Below are 16,887 nucleotides of genomic sequence, written 5' to 3' on the forward strand. Positions count from 1 at the left end.
TATAAACACTTATGGCAGTGGCACCTTTACCACATCAACTACGTGGCTGCCTGCGCCAATAAGGTCGGGACGTTCTGAAATGCGCTTTTGATAGGCTATGAAGTGGGCAAAAGTTTCTTCGCTCATGCGGTTGAGGCGGGTGCGCATATAGTCTGCTGCGCCATCGGGCGAGAATATGGTCACACGTTGCAATCCGGCTTTTTGGTTGAGGCGGTCAATGTCCTCAATTCGTACATAGTCGTACAATTCGTCGGCTTGTGCTTGTATGTGGTAGTTGTCATCAACCACGCCTTTGGCCATGAGTCCGCCAATTCTTTCCTCGTCAAAGCAGTATGACAGAATGCTGTATTCGTTCATCAGATATGCCACAAAAATCAGTCCGCCAGGCTTTGTCACGCGTTTGGCTTCGTTAAGAGCCCGCAGTTTCTCTTCATCGCCAATGAGGTGATATAGCGGGCCGAGCAGCAATGTGACGTCTGCCGATGCTGTTGGTATGAACGGCATGTGCCTTGCATCGCCCCGTACGACATCGGCCGTTGGTTCGCGTTTCAGAAACACGTCGATGTTGCGTTGTACGAGTTCGACGGCTTTGACGCGATAGCCTTCGGCCATCAGTGCCGATGTGTAGCGGCCTGTGCCGGCTCCTATGTCGAGCAACGATGTGTCGGGGTGCAGAAAGCGGTGCAGGTGGTGCATGGTGGTGGCAAATTCAACCATGCCGTGTCTGCGTTGCAAACGCAGGTCCTCGGGGTGCTTGTTATAGTGTCTCTCTATGTTTGAGAATGCCATAATCGGGTGTTGTTATGTGTGTGGAGGCCTTATGACGCAGCCGCGTGGTGTCAGCCTGCCGCCTTTTGGGCAATGTTTGTGTATTGCAAAGTTAGCAGTTGCCCATATTATACACAAGTATCGCGGTGCAAACTTTGCAAAACGGGGGCATAATTGTTGGACAAACAAAGCGCTAAGGCGTACCGGTCAGAGTGCGCAACGAAAATTCGTATCAGAGTGCGATACGTGTGTCATATCGATTTATTGCCGTCCGGCGAAACGTAAGGCATACAAATGGGGTAATACTCGCAAGGGCTACTGGCGTATAGCCGACAGTTTTATATTACACCGAAAATCACCCAAACAACGGCCTCAGCACCGAGGGCAAGTCATATTCGGCTCGTGCCACATCGAGTGCCACATACCCCATGGTGCGACGTAAATTCACCTCGATGCACGGGTGCAACATGATGCCTTGTGCCGTCTTTACCAACATCATGTCCACACCCAACGGACCCTCGTAGCGGGCGGCAATATGTTGTGACAACACCGCGCTGCAGATTTCTTTCAAAATGTTCAAACCATCAAACTGCCGGGCGAGCACCCGTTCGAGCGCAGCTTGTGGAGCAAGGGTGTTGCCCGTATAGCCACCCGTCTCGGTGGTGTCGAACAACGAAAGACCGGCATAGCGCACGCTGCCGTTGTGGACGGCATCAAACTCGAGCGCAAAGTTCAATACACCACTGTAGTGCGGCTCCACCTCAATGCCACCCTGTTCGCGCAGCAAACGCTTGACGCGCCCCGAAGTCGAGGCCGACATCGGGCCATCTATCACAAACACCCCGCGGCCACTGCACGACCACAAACTCTTGGCCACCACCTTGCCCGTGGCATGCTCTGCCGCCGCACACTGGTCCGTCAACAGTTCAAAGTCGTCCATACATTCTGCCACATACGAGCCGCCCACAGTGGGCACTCCCCTGTCGCTCAATGCCTTGCGCAACAAGGGCAGCACTGCGGTGGTGGTGCGTCGGCTGCTGAGGGCGCGGTAAGCATCAAGTTCTATCTCGGTGGGCAGCAAACTGTCGGGAGCACCAGCCTTACGCATCTGCTGGCAGACCAATCGGTCCCAGCCCCAAGGTTCTATGCGGTCTATACTCTGCCAAAAGGTGGCATTCATATCGCCACGATGCACAAAGCGCACCTTGTTACGCCACAACGGCGGTACATCGGCGGGCAAGGCCGCCTCGTCGGGCAACCAAACGGCATCGCCCGCAGCGGCCCACACTGCAGGCAGCGTGCCCCATTCTGCCGCCAGTTTGCGGGCTATGCCCGAGGGATAATAGTGAGGCGAATTTGCCGCCAATGCCTCATCGTGCGATGGATTGAATATGTGTAATGCCGACATTCTTACTTATTTAATATTATCAGTGGTTCTACCGTAATTTAATGTCAGGAGAACATAATGAGTTAAAAAAACGCTATATGATGATTGGTTATGCAGATGTTGACGACACCCATACAAGTTTCGAGGAAGCGACATCTGTTTTATCCGAAAATATAAAACAGTTAATTGTTGCGATGGGTACAGATGAAAAGTTCGCACTTCCATCACCCAATCAACAAAAAACTGCGCCCCCGCACTACCGTTACATAGTGCTGGGGCGCAGTCTGCGTATGTTACTTAGTTTGATTGATACATTACATCATGCCGCCCATGCCGGGGTTAGCCATCGGCATTTCGGGTTTGTCCTCCTTCTTGTCGCAGATAACGCACTCAGTAGTGAGGAACATGCCTGCAACCGAAGCAGCATTTTCAAGAGCCACACGAGTTACCTTGGCGGGGTCTACCACACCAGCTGCACGCAAGTCGCCAAACTCTTCGGTCTTTGCGTTGTAGCCATAGTAACCTTCGCCTTCGCGCACCTTGTTCACGATAACAGCACCCTCGATGCCAGCGTTGCGGCAAATCTGACGGAGCGGTTCCTCAATGGCACGACGAATGATGTTGATACCAGTAGTTTCGTCGGCATTGTCACCCTTCATGCCTTCGAGGCACTTCTGGGCACGAATGTAAGCCACACCGCCACCGGTTACGATACCTTCCTCAACGGCTGCGCGGGTTGCACAAAGTGCATCATCGCAACGGTCCTTCTTTTCTTTCTGCTCAGTTTCGCTGGCAGCACCAACCTCAAGCACACATACACCGCCTGAGAGTTTGGCCAAACGTTCCTGGAGTTTTTCCTTGTCGTATGAAGAGGTTGAGTTGGCAATCTCGTTCTTGATTTGGCCGATGCGCTCGTTGATGTTTTCCTTGGCACCCTTGCCATTCACGATAGTGGTGTTCTCCTTTGAGATAGTCACCTTCTCGGCAGAACCAAGCATGTCGAGTGTAGCCTGTTCGAGCTTCAAGCCCTTGTCTTCGCTGATAACCACACCACCGGTAAGTACGGCAATGTCCTCGAGCATAGCCTTGCGACGATCGCCAAAACCAGGAGCCTTCACAGCGCAAATCTTGAGCTGTGTGCGCAAGCGGTTAACTACCAGTGTAGTAAGGGCTTCGCTGTCAACGTCCTCAGCAATAACCAAGAGAGGACGACCGCTCTGTACGGCGGGTTCGAGTATAGGCAAGAAATCCTTGATGTTTGAAATCTTCTTGTCGTAAATCAAGATGTAGGGGTTCTCCATTACGCACTGCATCTTTTCAGTGTCGGTAACGAAGTAAGCTGAAAGGTAGCCACGGTCAAACTGCATACCTTCAACCGTCTTGAGCACAGTGTCACGACCCTTGGCGTCCTCGATGGTGATAACACCGTTTACGCTTACGGCACGCATACCATCAGCAATGAGTTTACCAATTTCGGGGTCATTGTTGGCAGAGATAGTAGCCACCTGCTCAATTTTGTCGTAGCTTTCGCCTACCTGCTCGCTCTGGCCCTTGATGCTTTCAACCACCTTGGCCACAGCCTTGTCAATACCACGCTTTACATCAAGCGGATTGGCACCGGCAGCCACATTCTTCATACCCTCGGTAAGGATAGCTTGTGTCAGCACAGTAGCCGTTGTGGTACCATCACCAGCATCGTCGCCGGTCTTCGAGGCCACGCTCTTAACGAGTTGTGCGCCAGCATTCTGGAAAGCGTCTTCAAGTTCAATTTCCTTGGCCACGCTCACACCGTCCTTGGTAATGCGCGGTGCGCCAAACTTTTTGTCGATTACCACATTGCGACCTTTAGGGCCGAGGGTTACCTTTACTGCATTAGCAAGTGCATCAGCACCTTCGCGCAGACGTTCGCGCGCATCTACATCATATACTATTTCTTTTGCCATGATAGCTTCTTATTTTTAATGGGTTGTGATTGGTTGTTAACTTATGCCAGAACAGCGAGCACGTCGCTCTGACGCATAATCAAATACTTTTCGCCATCGAGTTCTACCTCGGTGCCGGCATATTTACCATACAACACGGTGTCGCCAGCCTTGAGCACCATTTCTTCGTCCTTTGTGCCATTACCAGCAGCAAGCACTTCGCCTTGCAATGGTTTTTCCTTGGCAGTGTCGGGAATGATAATACCACCAGCAGTTTTCTCTTCTGCGGGAGCGGGCTTAATAAGCACGCGGTCAGCTAACGGTTTAATGTTCATAATTGCTTATGTTTTGTTATTTGTTTGATTTATTGCTATTGTGGGTGAATGCCGCACGCAGTTTTGTAAGCCGTCGTGCAGGCGCTCGACATTCATTATGCCAAAAGTGTGCCAAAGTTATTATTTGCCTGTCATAAAATTTTTATTCTGTCACGAATGACATTTATGGCAGCGTGCCATCGTCGGACGTGCAGACAACGTTTCCCTCGCGCACGCGCGCACGTCAGACGTTTTGCTGTCACTTTTGCACTTGTCTGCACTAATCGCACGAAAATTCGTGATTATCAGCATCTTCAAGTGTGTATGTAACCCGTCATTTTGTCTGCACTGTGTCTGCACTACCTGCACTTTTTGTCTGCACTACCTGCACACTGCTTGCACTCTCTGCACTACCTGCGCAACATATCTGCACTGCCACAGCGTCATGTCTGTAACGGGATATAGTTTTTTCGGTTGGAGTGATAGCTTTGTCTACCTCCCGTAACTGTTTGTCCTCCGCAGCACTACCTGCACGGCGCGTTTTCGGTACAAGAAGTGCAGGCAGTGCAAGTAGAGTGCAGACAGTGCAAGTAGAGTGCAGGTAAAGTGCAGACTGTGCAGACGGTGTGCAGGTTCCTTTCAGGTTTGTCTACACACCATTTTTCGTTGAATATCAATGCTTTTAATACATTTAGTGCAGACAAAAGCAATTACGGGCATAAAATGCCGGACGCGCGTGCGCGCGTGAGTGCACTATTTTTATGGTCCCACTGCACACTTCAGAATTCGATAAAAGATGATTTACAACCAAACCGAGAGAAGAGCCAAACGCAGTTTGAATTGTGCCGAGGCGTAACGTAATGCAAATGTTAGTCCGAAATTAGATACTACGAACGAAACAGACGTTCGCAAACGTTGTGGATACAAGAAATACATATTACTTTTGCATTATGCAAATAAACAGAAGCAAGATATGAGCAATATATATAATCCTTACGATTTAGAACCTTTCGAGCCAACTCACCCCGGTGAATTATTGGGTGATGAATTAGAAGCACGTGGACTCACGCAACGAAAGTTTGCCGAAACTATAGGCATTTCTTGTTCTGTACTTAATGAAGTAATAAAAGGTAAACGTCCTGTTACTCCAGAACTTGCTTTTAAGATAGAAGCTGCAACGGGGACTAAGGCTTATATTTGGGTGGAACTTCAAACCCAATATAACTATTGGACAGCCAAGAAAAGCAAAAAACTCTCTGTCCTATTAGACCAAATACGCAAGTCTGTTGCAGTACTTTAGAATCAACGACTTTTTATTTTCATCGTTTATTTCTATGTGCAAGTAAAGTGCAGAGCAGCCTATCTTATGTAAGATGAGTAAAAAGTTCAGATGTCAACAGTTTATGAAATCAAGGCACACGTTTTGCCGCTGCTTAATAATGGTTCAAGGATCAAAGTAAAAATTTTTATGATGACGAAAAATAGGCAAGGAGTACGCCAGCAGGAATTTTTACATTATCCTAGAGTAGTTATGAAGGAAAGCCTGCCTATCGATTCAATGAAGGTAATAGAGGAAATACTCATACTAATAAAAAATTAGCAGCTATGCTTCATACGATGCCTTCAGGAAGATGCGATGCTTTTAATAAAGAATCTCGTAATGGCTCTTTTGGGTGTGTGAATTTACCAAATGAGGTATTAAATTATATGGCAAAAAACTACTCAGCCAATGATAGTTTATATGTTTTGCCCGTTAATGAAGAAAATTATATTTATGAATCTACTGATAAAGGCCATCCCTTAAAAACAAAATATAATAATGCGCCCTCACGAGCTAAATTAAAACATTATGACAAAACATTTGATTCATATTTAAAATATAATACAGGATATTAAGAATATTAGTTATGAAGATTTTGAGTTTTTTTGTAGTATTATTGTGTTTTATTAGTTGTAATAAAGGAAATAAATTAGAACAAGAAGAAGTTTTATTCGATTCTGTTCCATGTTGCCCACATGCTACTATTTATTTGCAACCTTACGATAACTTTACGCAACATGAGGCTAAATCTTTATGTAAAGATATAAAGAAAGGCATAAAGTCTGTGTTTGCATGTACTATTGATACAGTCAAAGTCCTTCCCAACAAGCAGTTACCACAAAGCGCTTATTATAAACCTAGAAATAGATATTTGGCCAATGTTCTTTTAAGGGATTTACCGGAAACAGCCAATCCTATTTATATCATAGGATTAACACATAAAGACATATCTTTTAAAATTCATAATAGTGAGAATTACGGAATAATGGGATTAACCCCTTTAGCCAAAAACAAATCTATAGTATCTGATTATAGAGTTAAAGGAAAGGACTTTATAGCGGTAATTGTACATGAGTTTGGCCATGGACTGTATGGTGCCACCCACTGCTCTGACAAAAACTGCATTATGTGTGACTATCAAAAGCATAAAGGAAAGCCATTTAAGTTCTCATTATGTAATAACCATATCTATATGTAATATGAGCAATTGCCTGATTGGAGAATTTTACTAATTTTGCGGCAAACAAACATTTGAGACATGAACTTTCTTGAACTGACACAGAAGCGTTTCTCGGCACGCAAATTCACAGCCGAGCCTGTAAGCCAAGAGGACCTTGACTACATTATGGAGTGTGTGCGACTGGCTCCATCGGCCTGCAACAAACAACCCTGGAAATTCATTGTTGTGCGCAGCAATGAGTACAAGGAAAAGCTGTGGGGTGCTTACAACCGCGATTGGTTCCGCACCGCCCCGCTCTACATTGTGTGCATGAAGGACAATACAGCTTGCTGGACACGTCCTGAGGACGCAAAGGCTCATGGCGACATTGATGTGGCAATAGCCACCGAACATCTGTGCCTTGCCGCAGCTGAGCGCGGACTGGGCACCTGCTGGGTTTGCAATTTCGACCCCGAGGTGACGCACCAACTTTTTGCAAGCGACAACTTTGAAGCCGTGGCCATCATACCCGTGGGACACATGGCCGACGACTGTGTGTGTACCGAAAAGAAACGCAAAACGATGGCAGAAATAACAGAGGAGGTGTGACAACTATGAAGAAGACTTTCATAACAACTCTGCTGATGGTTCTGACCATAAGTCTGGTTCATGCACAAAATGCACTGAAAAGGGTGTATAACGAGACCATCGACCCCATGACGCAAATAGACGATGCACTTGTCAAGGCTAAAGCTTCCAACAAATACGTTGTGTGCCAAGTGGGCGGCAACTGGTGCCCGTGGTGCTTGCGCTTTGCCGATTTTGTTGAGAAGGATTCTGTGGTTAACAAGACGGTGAACGACAACTTTGAATTTATACACGTTAATTATAATCCGCGCAAAAGCAGCACAACAACTACCGACAACTCGGCTGCGCTGATGCACAGATTGGGCAATCCGGCTCGTTTTGGTTTCCCCGTTTTTGTGGTGCTCGACACCAATGGCAAGGTACTTCACATTCAGGACTCCAGTTTTTTGGAGGAAGGAAAAGGCTATAGCGAAAAACGGGTGCTGAGGTTCTTCAACAACTGGACTCCGAAGGCCGTTGAGCAATAACAGGATTGTTAATGTGGCAATATGACAATGTGGTAATGAGCTAATATGTCAATATGCTAATGGGCTGACGCCGTAGCGCACATATTAGACTTGATACGCCCGAACTCTATATCAAATTATTGCTTAAAACATAAACAGGCGAACGAACTCAAACGTCAAACGCAACCCCTAATGGGGGCGACGCGTCCCGCGTCGGAATTTAAGGAAAAGGTTCACAGATTAGCGTGTAATTAGTGCTGTCTGTGAGCCTTTGATTTTTTATTGCAGTCCGGTAAAACCACTCTGAAATTATAGCACACGGATCGCACCGATTGCACGGATTCTGTCACTCATGCAACGTGCTTTAGCACCACGGAGATGACGGATTTGACGGATTTTGTGAGCATTGCATGCTCACTTCGCTATTGGCCCGTAACGGACCCGTGGCGAAATATGTTAGCACAGATTATGTAGTAAAGGATCTGGTCGCAGCAACGAGCTAATGGCGAAGTGAGCATGCAATGGTCACAAAATCCGTAAAATTTTCATGGTGACAATGAATACATAGAATGGCTGCGAGAGATAAAGAGCCGCTATCAGGCGGTTCGCAGTCGCGTGGCATTACAAGCCAATTATGGAGCTTTGGAGTTCAATTGGCTCTTGGGGCGCGACATTGTACAAAAGCAAGCAGAGGCAAGATGGGGAACTGGTGTTGTCAACCAACTCAGCCTTGACCTTAGAGAAGCCTATCCTGACGTAAAAGGATTCTCGGCCCGCAACCTTTATTATATGAAGGGATGGTACGAGTTTTATATGACTGATGACAACCACAAGAAAATTTTGCACCAGCTAGGTGCAAAATTACAAATAGCTGAAAATCAGAATCCTATAAGATTGCACCAACTAGGTGCAGAAATTGTTTCACCAAATAGAATCGACTCTATTATTGACGATGGAGGCATGCTTCCTATCTTTGGAATAATCCCTTGGAAGCATCACTTGCTGATTACGTCTAAATGTAAATCCGTAGAAGAGGCGTTCTACTATATGGCGAGGGTGATAGATGAGGGACTTAGCAAGCGTGAATTGGCAGATGTTATAGACAATGGTGATTTTGGCAAGCAAGGAAAAGCCATAACTAACTTTGCTTCTCAACTGGCCACACATCAAAGCCAACTTGCAGCAAGTGTGTTGAAAGACCCATACAGGCTTGACTTTCTTATGTTGGAGAGAGGATATAATGAACGAGATTTGGAGAATGCCATAGCAAAAGACATAACTCGCTTTTTGCTTGAACTGGGTAATGGATTTACCTATGTCGGCAGACAGCCCGAACTTGTTGTTGGTGCGGATGGCTATTTCCCCGACTTGCTTTTCTACCACATACGACTTCGTTGTTATGTAGTCATTGAGTTGAAGGTGGTGGATTTCAAACCAGAGTTTGCTGGAAAGTTGAACTTCTATGTGGCTGCGTGCAACAAACTGCTTCGACAATCAGGTGATAACCCAACCATAGGACTTCTTCTATGTAAGTCGAAAGACCAGACGAAGGTGGAATGGGCATTTGACAGTATTCAGAATCCAATGGGTGTTGCCACTTATGAGGGCATCAAAATCAAGGACAAACTGCCTTCTATTGAAGAGTTGACTAAACGCCTTGACATGGTTGAACAAGAACTCAGAGAGTACAAAGAGCGAGACAGAAAGAAAAATGACGAGGAATAGGCAGAGAAACCCAAAAGCAGAGAAATAGATTTCCGATTTATCTATCTTTTCCAACTTTTACCCATCATTATAAGTATCCATATTTGTAGCATACGAATATAACTTATTGATATTCAGTGTTAATAATCTTCGAGGAGGTGAAGTAAGCCCCGATAAACAACAATAAACAAATAAAGAAAATCCGTGTAGCTCAAGTGGTTACACGGATTTTTCTTTTCAACCTTATATCAAGATTCCGTCATGAAGCGTGATAGGCTCAATCGTGTGTTCTGTCAATATGTTATTAAGGAAGAGGGTGCAAAGAAAGACTATTTGGAATTAGATTCCTTGATGAATATTCGTTGGTACTAAAGAAAACGGAGAGCGTAAATAGATTTATGTTACTACTTTTATTGTAGCTTGACATAGTTCTATTAACACTCTTGAATGTACTTCAGTTTGGATTCAACAGAGGTGCAAGTGTGTGATATATGCCGAACTCGACAAAGTTAAACGAAGTCTGTAATTGCACTATTCTCTGAATGTTGTTCCATTCATGATTGAGTGTAACTACATTTTTATACTTTGTCAATATCGTCAAAAGGCAAGGAAATGCTCAAAGTAGTCTTCTCCAATGAACGAACCATTCTCCATGCGCTTTTTGTCAATGATATAGCCGCGCAAAGAGAACTGCCGTATCACATAGGTACACCATTGCCGAAACTAAGTAGCACGGATAGAGTTAACACGATAACCCACAAAAATGATAGCATCAAGGTTATAGAACTTTGTCATGTAGTTCTTGCCGTCCGCAGCAGTTACCGAGTTTTTCTCGGTAACTGAATTTTCATCCAATTCGCCACATTTGAAGATTTTTTTCAAATGTAGTCCAATGTTATCTGTAGAGCAGTCGAAAAGCATAGCCATTGCTTTCTGTGATGCCCATATAGTCTCGTTTTTGTAGAGAACCTGTATTCCATGTTCCTCTCCCTCTGCTATAAAAGTCAGGAATTCTGCTGTGCTATTTCTTATTACTTTCAGATTTGCCATATATACTTATTTTTGCTTTAAATAGAATCGTACCATCCGTATCTTTTCCAATCGTAGAAGCATATAAGTCTCCTCATGTGGGTTGAATAGTTGCTTCTTTTAATTAGATATTTATTAAAAAATAATTTTATAAAATCCCTTAAGGAATCCATTTCGTCTTCTTGAACATTTAAATAAGGAATTAGGGCGATTGCTTTCCACTCATGTTCATTATATTTTTTTATTGCTTCATCCAAACTTAATTGTTTGTCTTTAATAGAGAAATTATAAGATTGAAAGTCTTCTAGCGAAAAAAGTGGAATGTTAATTCCAAGTTGGTTATTATCATAATCAGCTTTTGAGTTTATTCCAATTTTTGACAGATACTTGTATATGGGCAGAAACGATGTTTTTTGCCCTCCACGACGAATGTTTGGAATGCTTTTCGTTAGAACTTGAACAGCATCCAAGTCCTTATCATCTATAATATCTTCTAGAATGTTTATAGCCTTCAATCCAGTATACCCGATGGCCGATTTGTACTTGGCAACAGCTCCAAATCCATATACAACTTGAATATTTGAATTCTGGTCAATCTTCTCTCCTGGAAGAACATATAGCTGCTTTTCTGGCTTTTCTGATACTATAATATTGTAAAATTGCTTTTTGTATTCACGCAAAAGATTTGCAGGAATAGAGCGTTCATACTTACTGAGGCATTCAAACACTCTCAAATAATTATTAGTTTCTATTCTTGTTACGGGTAATACAATATCTTTATTTAGCGATATGCTATGGCTATCAATTTTAAAAACCTCTGTATCGGAAATCTGCCAATCTACAAATATTAAATTATCTCTTAGTTTGTCCAAATTCTTTTTGTCCATACAACAGACTAAAGAACGTAAAAGATCCATTATATTCATATCAGATATTGAGTACCCCATAAAGACTATAGGATGTTCAATAAAAATGGTTATCATTTTGGCAGCCAAATAGGCATTTTTTTCGTTGTAATCTTTGTAGTCAGATTCTGTGAGAATCATACTTGAGGGTTTCCTTAAGCATCCATGTATTTTATAGATTTCTCCGATGCTGAATGTAGGAGCAAAAATCAATTCTTGTTGTCCTATATACGGAGTGAATTTAGGAAACAATCTTTCAGCCGTGTCATCCCAATTTGTAGTTATAATACCATCAATACACAGATTCTTAAGCACCTCAATCTCTTCTGCATATTGAGGTGGAAAGTCTTCCAATGATTTCGACTTTAGATAATCAGCTATTTTAATTTTGAGTAATATACTTTGATCAGTTATGTCATCTGCATATTTCTTCTTGGTTTCATCCGTTTCTGGTAGATTCCAGAAGTTGGTCGTTAAGTCTTTTGCTATATGTGTAGCAATTTTAGGCAGACTATCCGTGTTAAGCACAGAAAAATACTGATTAATATGTTTAGGAGCAAACATTTCAAGAATACCACGCCAATCAGGGGTATTTATATAGTGACGAGAAAATCCCGAGCCTAAAAAAAGGAACGGGGCTTGTTTCTTTGAAATCAACTTCTGTACCAATTCTTCTTTTGTCATAATACAACCCATTTATTTTTTATATAGAAAACCTAATGCTTTTTACACTCTATCAACAACATTCTCCAAGTTATTCAGCTTTACCAGCATAAATGCCATACGCTCATTTCCCCAATATTTATTAGGAATGTCTTTGACATTGAACAGCATCTTCTGTAAATCGGCATCTGTTTCACTTGGCTTCCTTATTCGAATCATGAAATAAGCAGAATGGCTCGGAGTGTCGGGATAACTTTCTTTTCTCAACTTATCCTTTGTCCACACATCATGTCTTGTGCGGACAATCTTGCACAGATTGCCCACAAACTTTTCTCCTTTGACATATAAAAGCAGATACTTCGCCTGATTCCATGGAGAGTCAGCGACTTTATCCAAAGGTATGTTATACCAGAGTTTATCAAATGTCCATTGGCGTTTCTCTTCACTACCCGTAATTGCTACCATCACCAAATCATCAGGCAACATTCCAGCCTTTTCATCTTCGGTAACATATGCTAATGTGCGTTGTGGCTTGGCTTTCGCCACATGGGTATCAGTTGTCGAATATTTCATCAAGATGTCATTCAGATGCTCTCGCAATAAGGTATCGCTGTTGGGCAGCAATGGAAATGCACCAATATTCACGCTCTCCACACTCGCACTGTAATAACGCTTCTTGATATATTCATCGCTGCCACGACCAGGAAAGAGAATGTAGCCACCGATTATCTCCTTCGAGCGGTATGGCTCATGCTCTTTGCTGTAATAGATAGCGTCACGGTAACGGTGCATCTGGTTGATGGCATCTGTAGGCGGATAGTCACCGCCAGGCATGCCTGCATTCTCGGCAATATCCTGCTGTTCAAAATCCTTGTCAAGCTTCTTGTCGTTGATAACACGATACTTCGCATCATACAAGTATGTCAGTACGATTTCTCCAGATGCCTTGCGGATGTTGAGGACAATGTCGGGACGTTGCTCCGTTGTCGCGGTGTTGATGCCCATACCATATTCGTCCTTGCCGCTTGTGCGGTTGAACGTGTGCTGATAGTGAAGCGTGACTACGTCTGCCTCATGTGCTGCAAGTTGCGCCTTGCGTTCGTCCGTGTCATTCTCCTCCGCTTTCGGATAATGATATTCTACAATGTGTTCCAAAGAGGAATCGGTAAACGGGTTGAGCAGAGAACCCTTAGGTTCGGTTATCAGTTGCTCATGTGACGGTTTGTTATGGTCAATGCCCATAGCGTCAGCCACAAGTCTCTTCATCTTGATGAAGCACCACAACTCATATATTTCCCATATCTGCAAAGTACCAATGTTCGCCGCTCCATTATAAAGGTCGATACCTCGCTTCAGTTTGAGCCAGTCTTTGTATATCTGGTGGTAGCCTAATCGGCTTTGCAGCACAAGGCTCTCCTGCTTCATTCCGTCAAAGCGCCCCACAGTTTTGAAGAACGGATGTTTCGACAGCCTTCTTAGTGAGTCTTGATAGTCAGTCCACATCTGTCTGTGGCGTTCTGACAGTTCTTCTTGAGAGGAGTCGAGTATGGTCGCTATTATTGAAGAAAGCCGACGCCCGATGCTTTGGAGGGTATGTTTCACGAAGCGGTTTTCCATCGTGTCGTGTGTGGAACGCACTTCGTCAAAGCCGAAGTAATGCTCTTCCAGTTTGCCTTCCTTCTCAATTTCTCCATATCGCTCCTCCATTGCAGGTGTCCAGAACTTGATTTGCTCCGCTTTTCTTGATGTGCGGAAGTTTACAATCTGCGAATGTGGATTCTGTATCACACGCTTCACATTCTTCACATAGTTGTCCACCACGCTTTGGAATGCAGCCATCCATGTAGCATCGGTATTAATCTTGCCTCGGCTGAATTGTTGAAGCGTGATGCTAAGATAGCGATAGATTACGTTTTCGTATTCCTCGTTGACCTCTCGCAGAAGCGACTTGTAATCGTTCTTGGTGTCGAGTTTTGGCGATACCACGTCAAACGTGACAAAACTTTCCTTACGGATTCCATTTTTATGATACGAAAAGTCGAGTTTGAACACTCCTGGCTCATTCAAGAAATCCAATTCTCCCGTAAGAGATTTCTCCTCCCTTCCGTTCAATTCCTCATCTACGAAGAAACTTTCCTCCACATCTTTGCGCACATGGCGTATTTCCGGCACAGAGTCTTTATCCACTCCGTGGAAGAGCAGACGAACCTGATATTTGCAAGTCTCATAGACCACTGGCCATAGACCATTCCATGCCTTTCCGCTTTCAAGTCTTGTTTCCTCTTCATCGTCAGTCTTCTTTCCTGTTATCGGACTGTAAAGGCAAAGCCTACACTCGTCTTTCGAGGTATAACGGCAATATGACTCTGGCGCATCAATATCGGGATTGTTTCTCCTTGCATAATTGATGCGCCCCTTGAAGCGTTCCCACGAATAGCCGATGTCCAGTGTGCGGACAATCACCTCATAGTCGGGGTGTATGAACCTTAAAACCTCTGTCTGCATAAGCCTGTCCTATACGATTATGGCCAGAAGCGAGTGAACTCCTGATTGTTCAGTCGGTCAATCATTTCCTGTATCTTCTCTTTCGCTGTTTGCTGGCACTCTTTGACAGTTCCTGTCTTTTCTTCTGTATCGTCATTCTCAGATGCGGCTTCAGCCGATGATTCTTTGATGTCTGGCGCGATATCCTTCAACCATTCCAGTCGATTGTCGTACGATACGCCAGCTTTTGCCTTATATTCTCTTGACATTGCGAACATTTCCGCATCGCCTTCAACACGTGGCAAAATCTTCATCAACAGAATGTTGTTTACGGATGCAGCAACGGCTTCATCCAAATCCATGCCTTCATCGAGCATCACACCAACCATTATGGTCAGCTCGTTCAGCACACGATAACTGACCACGAAGGGAGTTCCCTTCAATGCCAAGTTGATTTCTTCCAGCTTTGTCGGAAGTTTCTCCGTCAGTTCTTCTGCCACATCTGGATGTGCATCCAAAACCTCGTCAGCACTCACATATCTACGAATGAACGCATTCTGCCATTTCTTCTGCTCTGATTCAGGAAGGTACTCTAAGTTCTTGCTGCCGCCAAACATATTGCGCAGATTGCCGCCATTCATCTCAATGGTCATGGCACGGTCAATCACCTTGCGAGAGAACTGGTGTGTGGTGTCATCCATATTGACAGTTCCGATGATTACAACATTATCCGGCAGTTCAAGACCTTCGGTTGTCAGGTCCGTGCGATTGCTCACCTTTTTATCAATATCGCTTTCGGTATCCATACCGAAGAGCTTCAGATAGATGTCCCTGTCTGTCAGATTGCTGCTGAAAGACTCTCCCGTCTGTGTATTTTTGACATGAGGCATTTCCGCCAATTCACGGAAATACTGTGCATCAATTATCGGCTCTGTCTTGACCGTCTCCATATCCACCTCGCCTGTTTCAACATTCTTCGGATGCTTGCGGGTTTCCAATATGCTCAGTATCTCTGCGAAATACTGTTCCACTGGTGCTAAGTTCATCTCGTCAAGGCATACGAAGAATGGAACGTTCGGGAACATCTTTGCCTTCACCAAGAACTTCACGAACTTCGTGAACTGATAGCCTGCCTTGCCCAGTCGACTGTAATATCCTAACAGCTCCGTTGAGTCGTGCCAGTTAGGTTTCACCTCTATCATGCAGTAGTTGCCTGGGGTAGTGCCAGCCTTGTCCTGTAAATACTTGGGACATGACTTAAAGGCAAACTCTCGCACGATGCGGCTCTTACCTGTGCCAGAGATGCCGGCAAGGAGAAGGAAGGGCTTTACTTGGACAACCGAAAGATAATCCTTGTATTTTCCAGAATAAGAAGCATCTATGTTTTTGCGTCGGAGACTTAACCTTGTCATTAATGATTTCAAGAATGGCAAAGGGTCTTCTATTCCTGAATATTCCGCAGGGTACTCTTTAGCCAACAATATCATTATCTGCTTCGTTGCATTAACACAATCCTCGTAATTAAAAGAGGCTTTTCCTAAATAAATGTCAGAGAACGAGTTTATATACTGTCCTAACTCCTCGGGTAGCCGTTCTGCATTTTCTGATAACGAGATAATATCCTGTATACGCTTTTCTGCTTCAAGCTTAAAATATCTACCATTACCTTGCTTGTCTTTATTGCAGCCACCACAAAAAACAAAGTCTTTTGGAAGCAAATAGACCAGTTTGGACGCATCGGGAATATCACATTTTAGCCACATTGACTGTAACCAAAAATTGTTTGATGACAAAATTGAGACATCCAAATTAGCAGGATTTTTAATAGCACAAGTTGAAGGCAACATAAAAAAGGAAGAAATCAATTTACTAGGACTTTCCAATTTCGTGCCAACACTAAGCTTCATAGAGGAACTACCAGTTCCACGCGGCTTGATTTCGTATTTGCCATTAATGTCATCCAAAAGAATCCCAATCTCTTTTCCATTTGCATTTTTGTATACAATTTTAAATATACCTACACACCCATCTAAAATTGTCGGTGATGAGAGTTTCCCCTTATCATTGGAAAACATACCACCCAAAAACGATTGCCCACCACCACTGTTCGCATTGTAACTAAAATGAAAATCAGCTT

General features: G+C 44.1%; 15 protein-coding genes and 1 pseudogene. 8 read left to right on the top strand and 8 right to left on the bottom strand.

All coding sequences use genetic code 11. The features are described 5' to 3' along the window. Positions 1 to 9 precede the first annotated feature (9 nt). From BQ5453_RS07470 to BQ5453_RS07485, 4 genes are all read right to left on the bottom strand, one after another. A complete protein-coding gene (locus tag BQ5453_RS07470) occupies positions 10 to 789 on the bottom strand; it encodes a class I SAM-dependent methyltransferase (protein WP_071122702.1) in 780 nt (259 codons plus the stop codon). Positions 790 to 1,123: 334 nt separating this feature from the next. Further along, a complete protein-coding gene (locus tag BQ5453_RS07475) occupies positions 1,124 to 2,176 on the bottom strand; it encodes a hypothetical protein (protein ID WP_071122703.1) in 1,053 nt (350 codons plus the stop codon). Between the two features lie 293 nt (positions 2,177 to 2,469). Next, complete coding sequence (gene groL, locus BQ5453_RS07480) at positions 2,470 to 4,098, bottom strand: chaperonin GroEL (protein ID WP_022101977.1); 1,629 nt, start codon at positions 4,096 to 4,098, stop codon at positions 2,470 to 2,472. A 41-nt stretch (positions 4,099 to 4,139) separates the two neighbouring features. Then, entirely contained in the window at positions 4,140 to 4,412 is a 273-nt protein-coding gene (locus BQ5453_RS07485) for a co-chaperone GroES (RefSeq protein ID WP_071122704.1), read from the bottom strand. Between the two features lie 952 nt (positions 4,413 to 5,364). Between BQ5453_RS07485 and BQ5453_RS07490 the strand changes: the two genes are divergently transcribed. From BQ5453_RS07490 to BQ5453_RS07515, 7 genes are all read left to right on the top strand, one after another. Then, on the top strand, positions 5,365 to 5,691 hold the full coding sequence (locus BQ5453_RS07490) for a HigA family addiction module antitoxin (protein WP_071122705.1): 327 nt from the start codon (positions 5,365 to 5,367) through the stop codon (positions 5,689 to 5,691). A gap of 90 nt (positions 5,692 to 5,781) precedes the next feature. Beyond that, positions 5,782 to 5,991 carry a hypothetical protein gene (locus BQ5453_RS14590; RefSeq protein WP_071122706.1) on the top strand — a complete coding sequence of 70 codons (210 nt, stop codon included), beginning with the start codon at positions 5,782 to 5,784 and terminating at the stop codon, positions 5,989 to 5,991. A 5-nt stretch (positions 5,992 to 5,996) separates the two neighbouring features. Then, positions 5,997 to 6,287 carry a hypothetical protein gene (locus BQ5453_RS14140; protein ID WP_143033332.1) on the top strand — a complete coding sequence of 97 codons (291 nt, stop codon included), beginning with the start codon at positions 5,997 to 5,999 and terminating at the stop codon, positions 6,285 to 6,287. 11 nt (positions 6,288 to 6,298) lie between these two features. Continuing rightward, entirely contained in the window at positions 6,299 to 6,910 is a 612-nt protein-coding gene (locus BQ5453_RS07500) for a hypothetical protein (protein ID WP_071122707.1), read from the top strand. Between the two features lie 60 nt (positions 6,911 to 6,970). Further along, a complete protein-coding gene (locus BQ5453_RS07505; RefSeq protein ID WP_071122708.1) occupies positions 6,971 to 7,480 on the top strand; it encodes a nitroreductase family protein in 510 nt (169 codons plus the stop codon). Positions 7,481 to 7,485: 5 nt separating this feature from the next. Next, entirely contained in the window at positions 7,486 to 7,986 is a 501-nt protein-coding gene (locus tag BQ5453_RS07510; protein WP_071122709.1) for a thioredoxin family protein, read from the top strand. A 561-nt stretch (positions 7,987 to 8,547) separates the two neighbouring features. Continuing rightward, on the top strand, positions 8,548 to 9,690 hold the full coding sequence (locus BQ5453_RS07515; RefSeq protein ID WP_410525565.1) for a PDDEXK nuclease domain-containing protein: 1,143 nt from the start codon (positions 8,548 to 8,550) through the stop codon (positions 9,688 to 9,690). Positions 9,691 to 10,272: 582 nt separating this feature from the next. On the opposite strand, the pseudogene BQ5453_RS07520 reads toward BQ5453_RS07515, so the two are convergent. From BQ5453_RS07520 to BQ5453_RS07535, 4 genes and pseudogenes are all read right to left on the bottom strand, one after another. Beyond that, positions 10,273 to 10,719, bottom strand: a pseudogene (locus tag BQ5453_RS07520) (virulence RhuM family protein); the annotation flags it as partial. Positions 10,720 to 10,736: 17 nt separating this feature from the next. Further along, positions 10,737 to 12,287, bottom strand: coding sequence for an SIR2 family protein (locus BQ5453_RS07525; protein WP_071122710.1), 1,551 nt, complete (start codon positions 12,285 to 12,287; stop codon positions 10,737 to 10,739). Between the two features lie 42 nt (positions 12,288 to 12,329). Further along, a complete protein-coding gene (locus BQ5453_RS07530; RefSeq protein WP_071122711.1) occupies positions 12,330 to 14,771 on the bottom strand; it encodes a DUF2357 domain-containing protein in 2,442 nt (813 codons plus the stop codon). A gap of 17 nt (positions 14,772 to 14,788) precedes the next feature. After that, positions 14,789 to 16,162, bottom strand: a complete 1,374-nt coding sequence (locus tag BQ5453_RS07535; RefSeq protein WP_235860050.1) for an McrB family protein — start codon at positions 16,160 to 16,162, stop codon at positions 14,789 to 14,791. Between the two features lie 316 nt (positions 16,163 to 16,478). Here BQ5453_RS07535 and BQ5453_RS14145 point away from each other — a divergent pair, with 316 nt between their 5' ends. Beyond that, a complete protein-coding gene (locus tag BQ5453_RS14145; protein ID WP_235860051.1) occupies positions 16,479 to 16,868 on the top strand; it encodes a hypothetical protein in 390 nt (129 codons plus the stop codon). The last annotated feature ends 19 nt before the right edge of the window (positions 16,869 to 16,887 follow it).

This window comes from Prevotellamassilia timonensis (assembly GCF_900106785.1).
GTDB lineage: Bacteria > Bacteroidota > Bacteroidia > Bacteroidales > Bacteroidaceae > Alloprevotella > Alloprevotella timonensis.

Coding starts and splice junctions, on each gene's coding strand:
- BQ5453_RS07470 (WP_071122702.1), bottom strand. CDS start 789: ATGGCATTCTCAAACATAGAGAGACACTATAACAAGCACCCCGAGGAC.
- BQ5453_RS07475 (WP_071122703.1), bottom strand. CDS start 2,176: ATGTCGGCATTACACATATTCAATCCATCGCACGATGAGGCATTGGCG.
- groL (WP_022101977.1), bottom strand. CDS start 4,098: ATGGCAAAAGAAATAGTATATGATGTAGATGCGCGCGAACGTCTGCGC.
- BQ5453_RS07485 (WP_071122704.1), bottom strand. CDS start 4,412: ATGAACATTAAACCGTTAGCTGACCGCGTGCTTATTAAGCCCGCTCCC.
- BQ5453_RS07490 (WP_071122705.1), top strand. CDS start 5,365: ATGAGCAATATATATAATCCTTACGATTTAGAACCTTTCGAGCCAACT.
- BQ5453_RS14590 (WP_071122706.1), top strand. CDS start 5,782: ATGTCAACAGTTTATGAAATCAAGGCACACGTTTTGCCGCTGCTTAAT.
- BQ5453_RS14140 (WP_143033332.1), top strand. CDS start 5,997: ATGCTTCATACGATGCCTTCAGGAAGATGCGATGCTTTTAATAAAGAA.
- BQ5453_RS07500 (WP_071122707.1), top strand. CDS start 6,299: ATGAAGATTTTGAGTTTTTTTGTAGTATTATTGTGTTTTATTAGTTGT.
- BQ5453_RS07505 (WP_071122708.1), top strand. CDS start 6,971: ATGAACTTTCTTGAACTGACACAGAAGCGTTTCTCGGCACGCAAATTC.
- BQ5453_RS07510 (WP_071122709.1), top strand. CDS start 7,486: ATGAAGAAGACTTTCATAACAACTCTGCTGATGGTTCTGACCATAAGT.
- BQ5453_RS07525 (WP_071122710.1), bottom strand. CDS start 12,287: ATGACAAAAGAAGAATTGGTACAGAAGTTGATTTCAAAGAAACAAGCC.
- BQ5453_RS07530 (WP_071122711.1), bottom strand. CDS start 14,771: ATGCAGACAGAGGTTTTAAGGTTCATACACCCCGACTATGAGGTGATT.
- BQ5453_RS07535 (WP_235860050.1), bottom strand. CDS start 16,162: ATGACAAGGTTAAGTCTCCGACGCAAAAACATAGATGCTTCTTATTCT.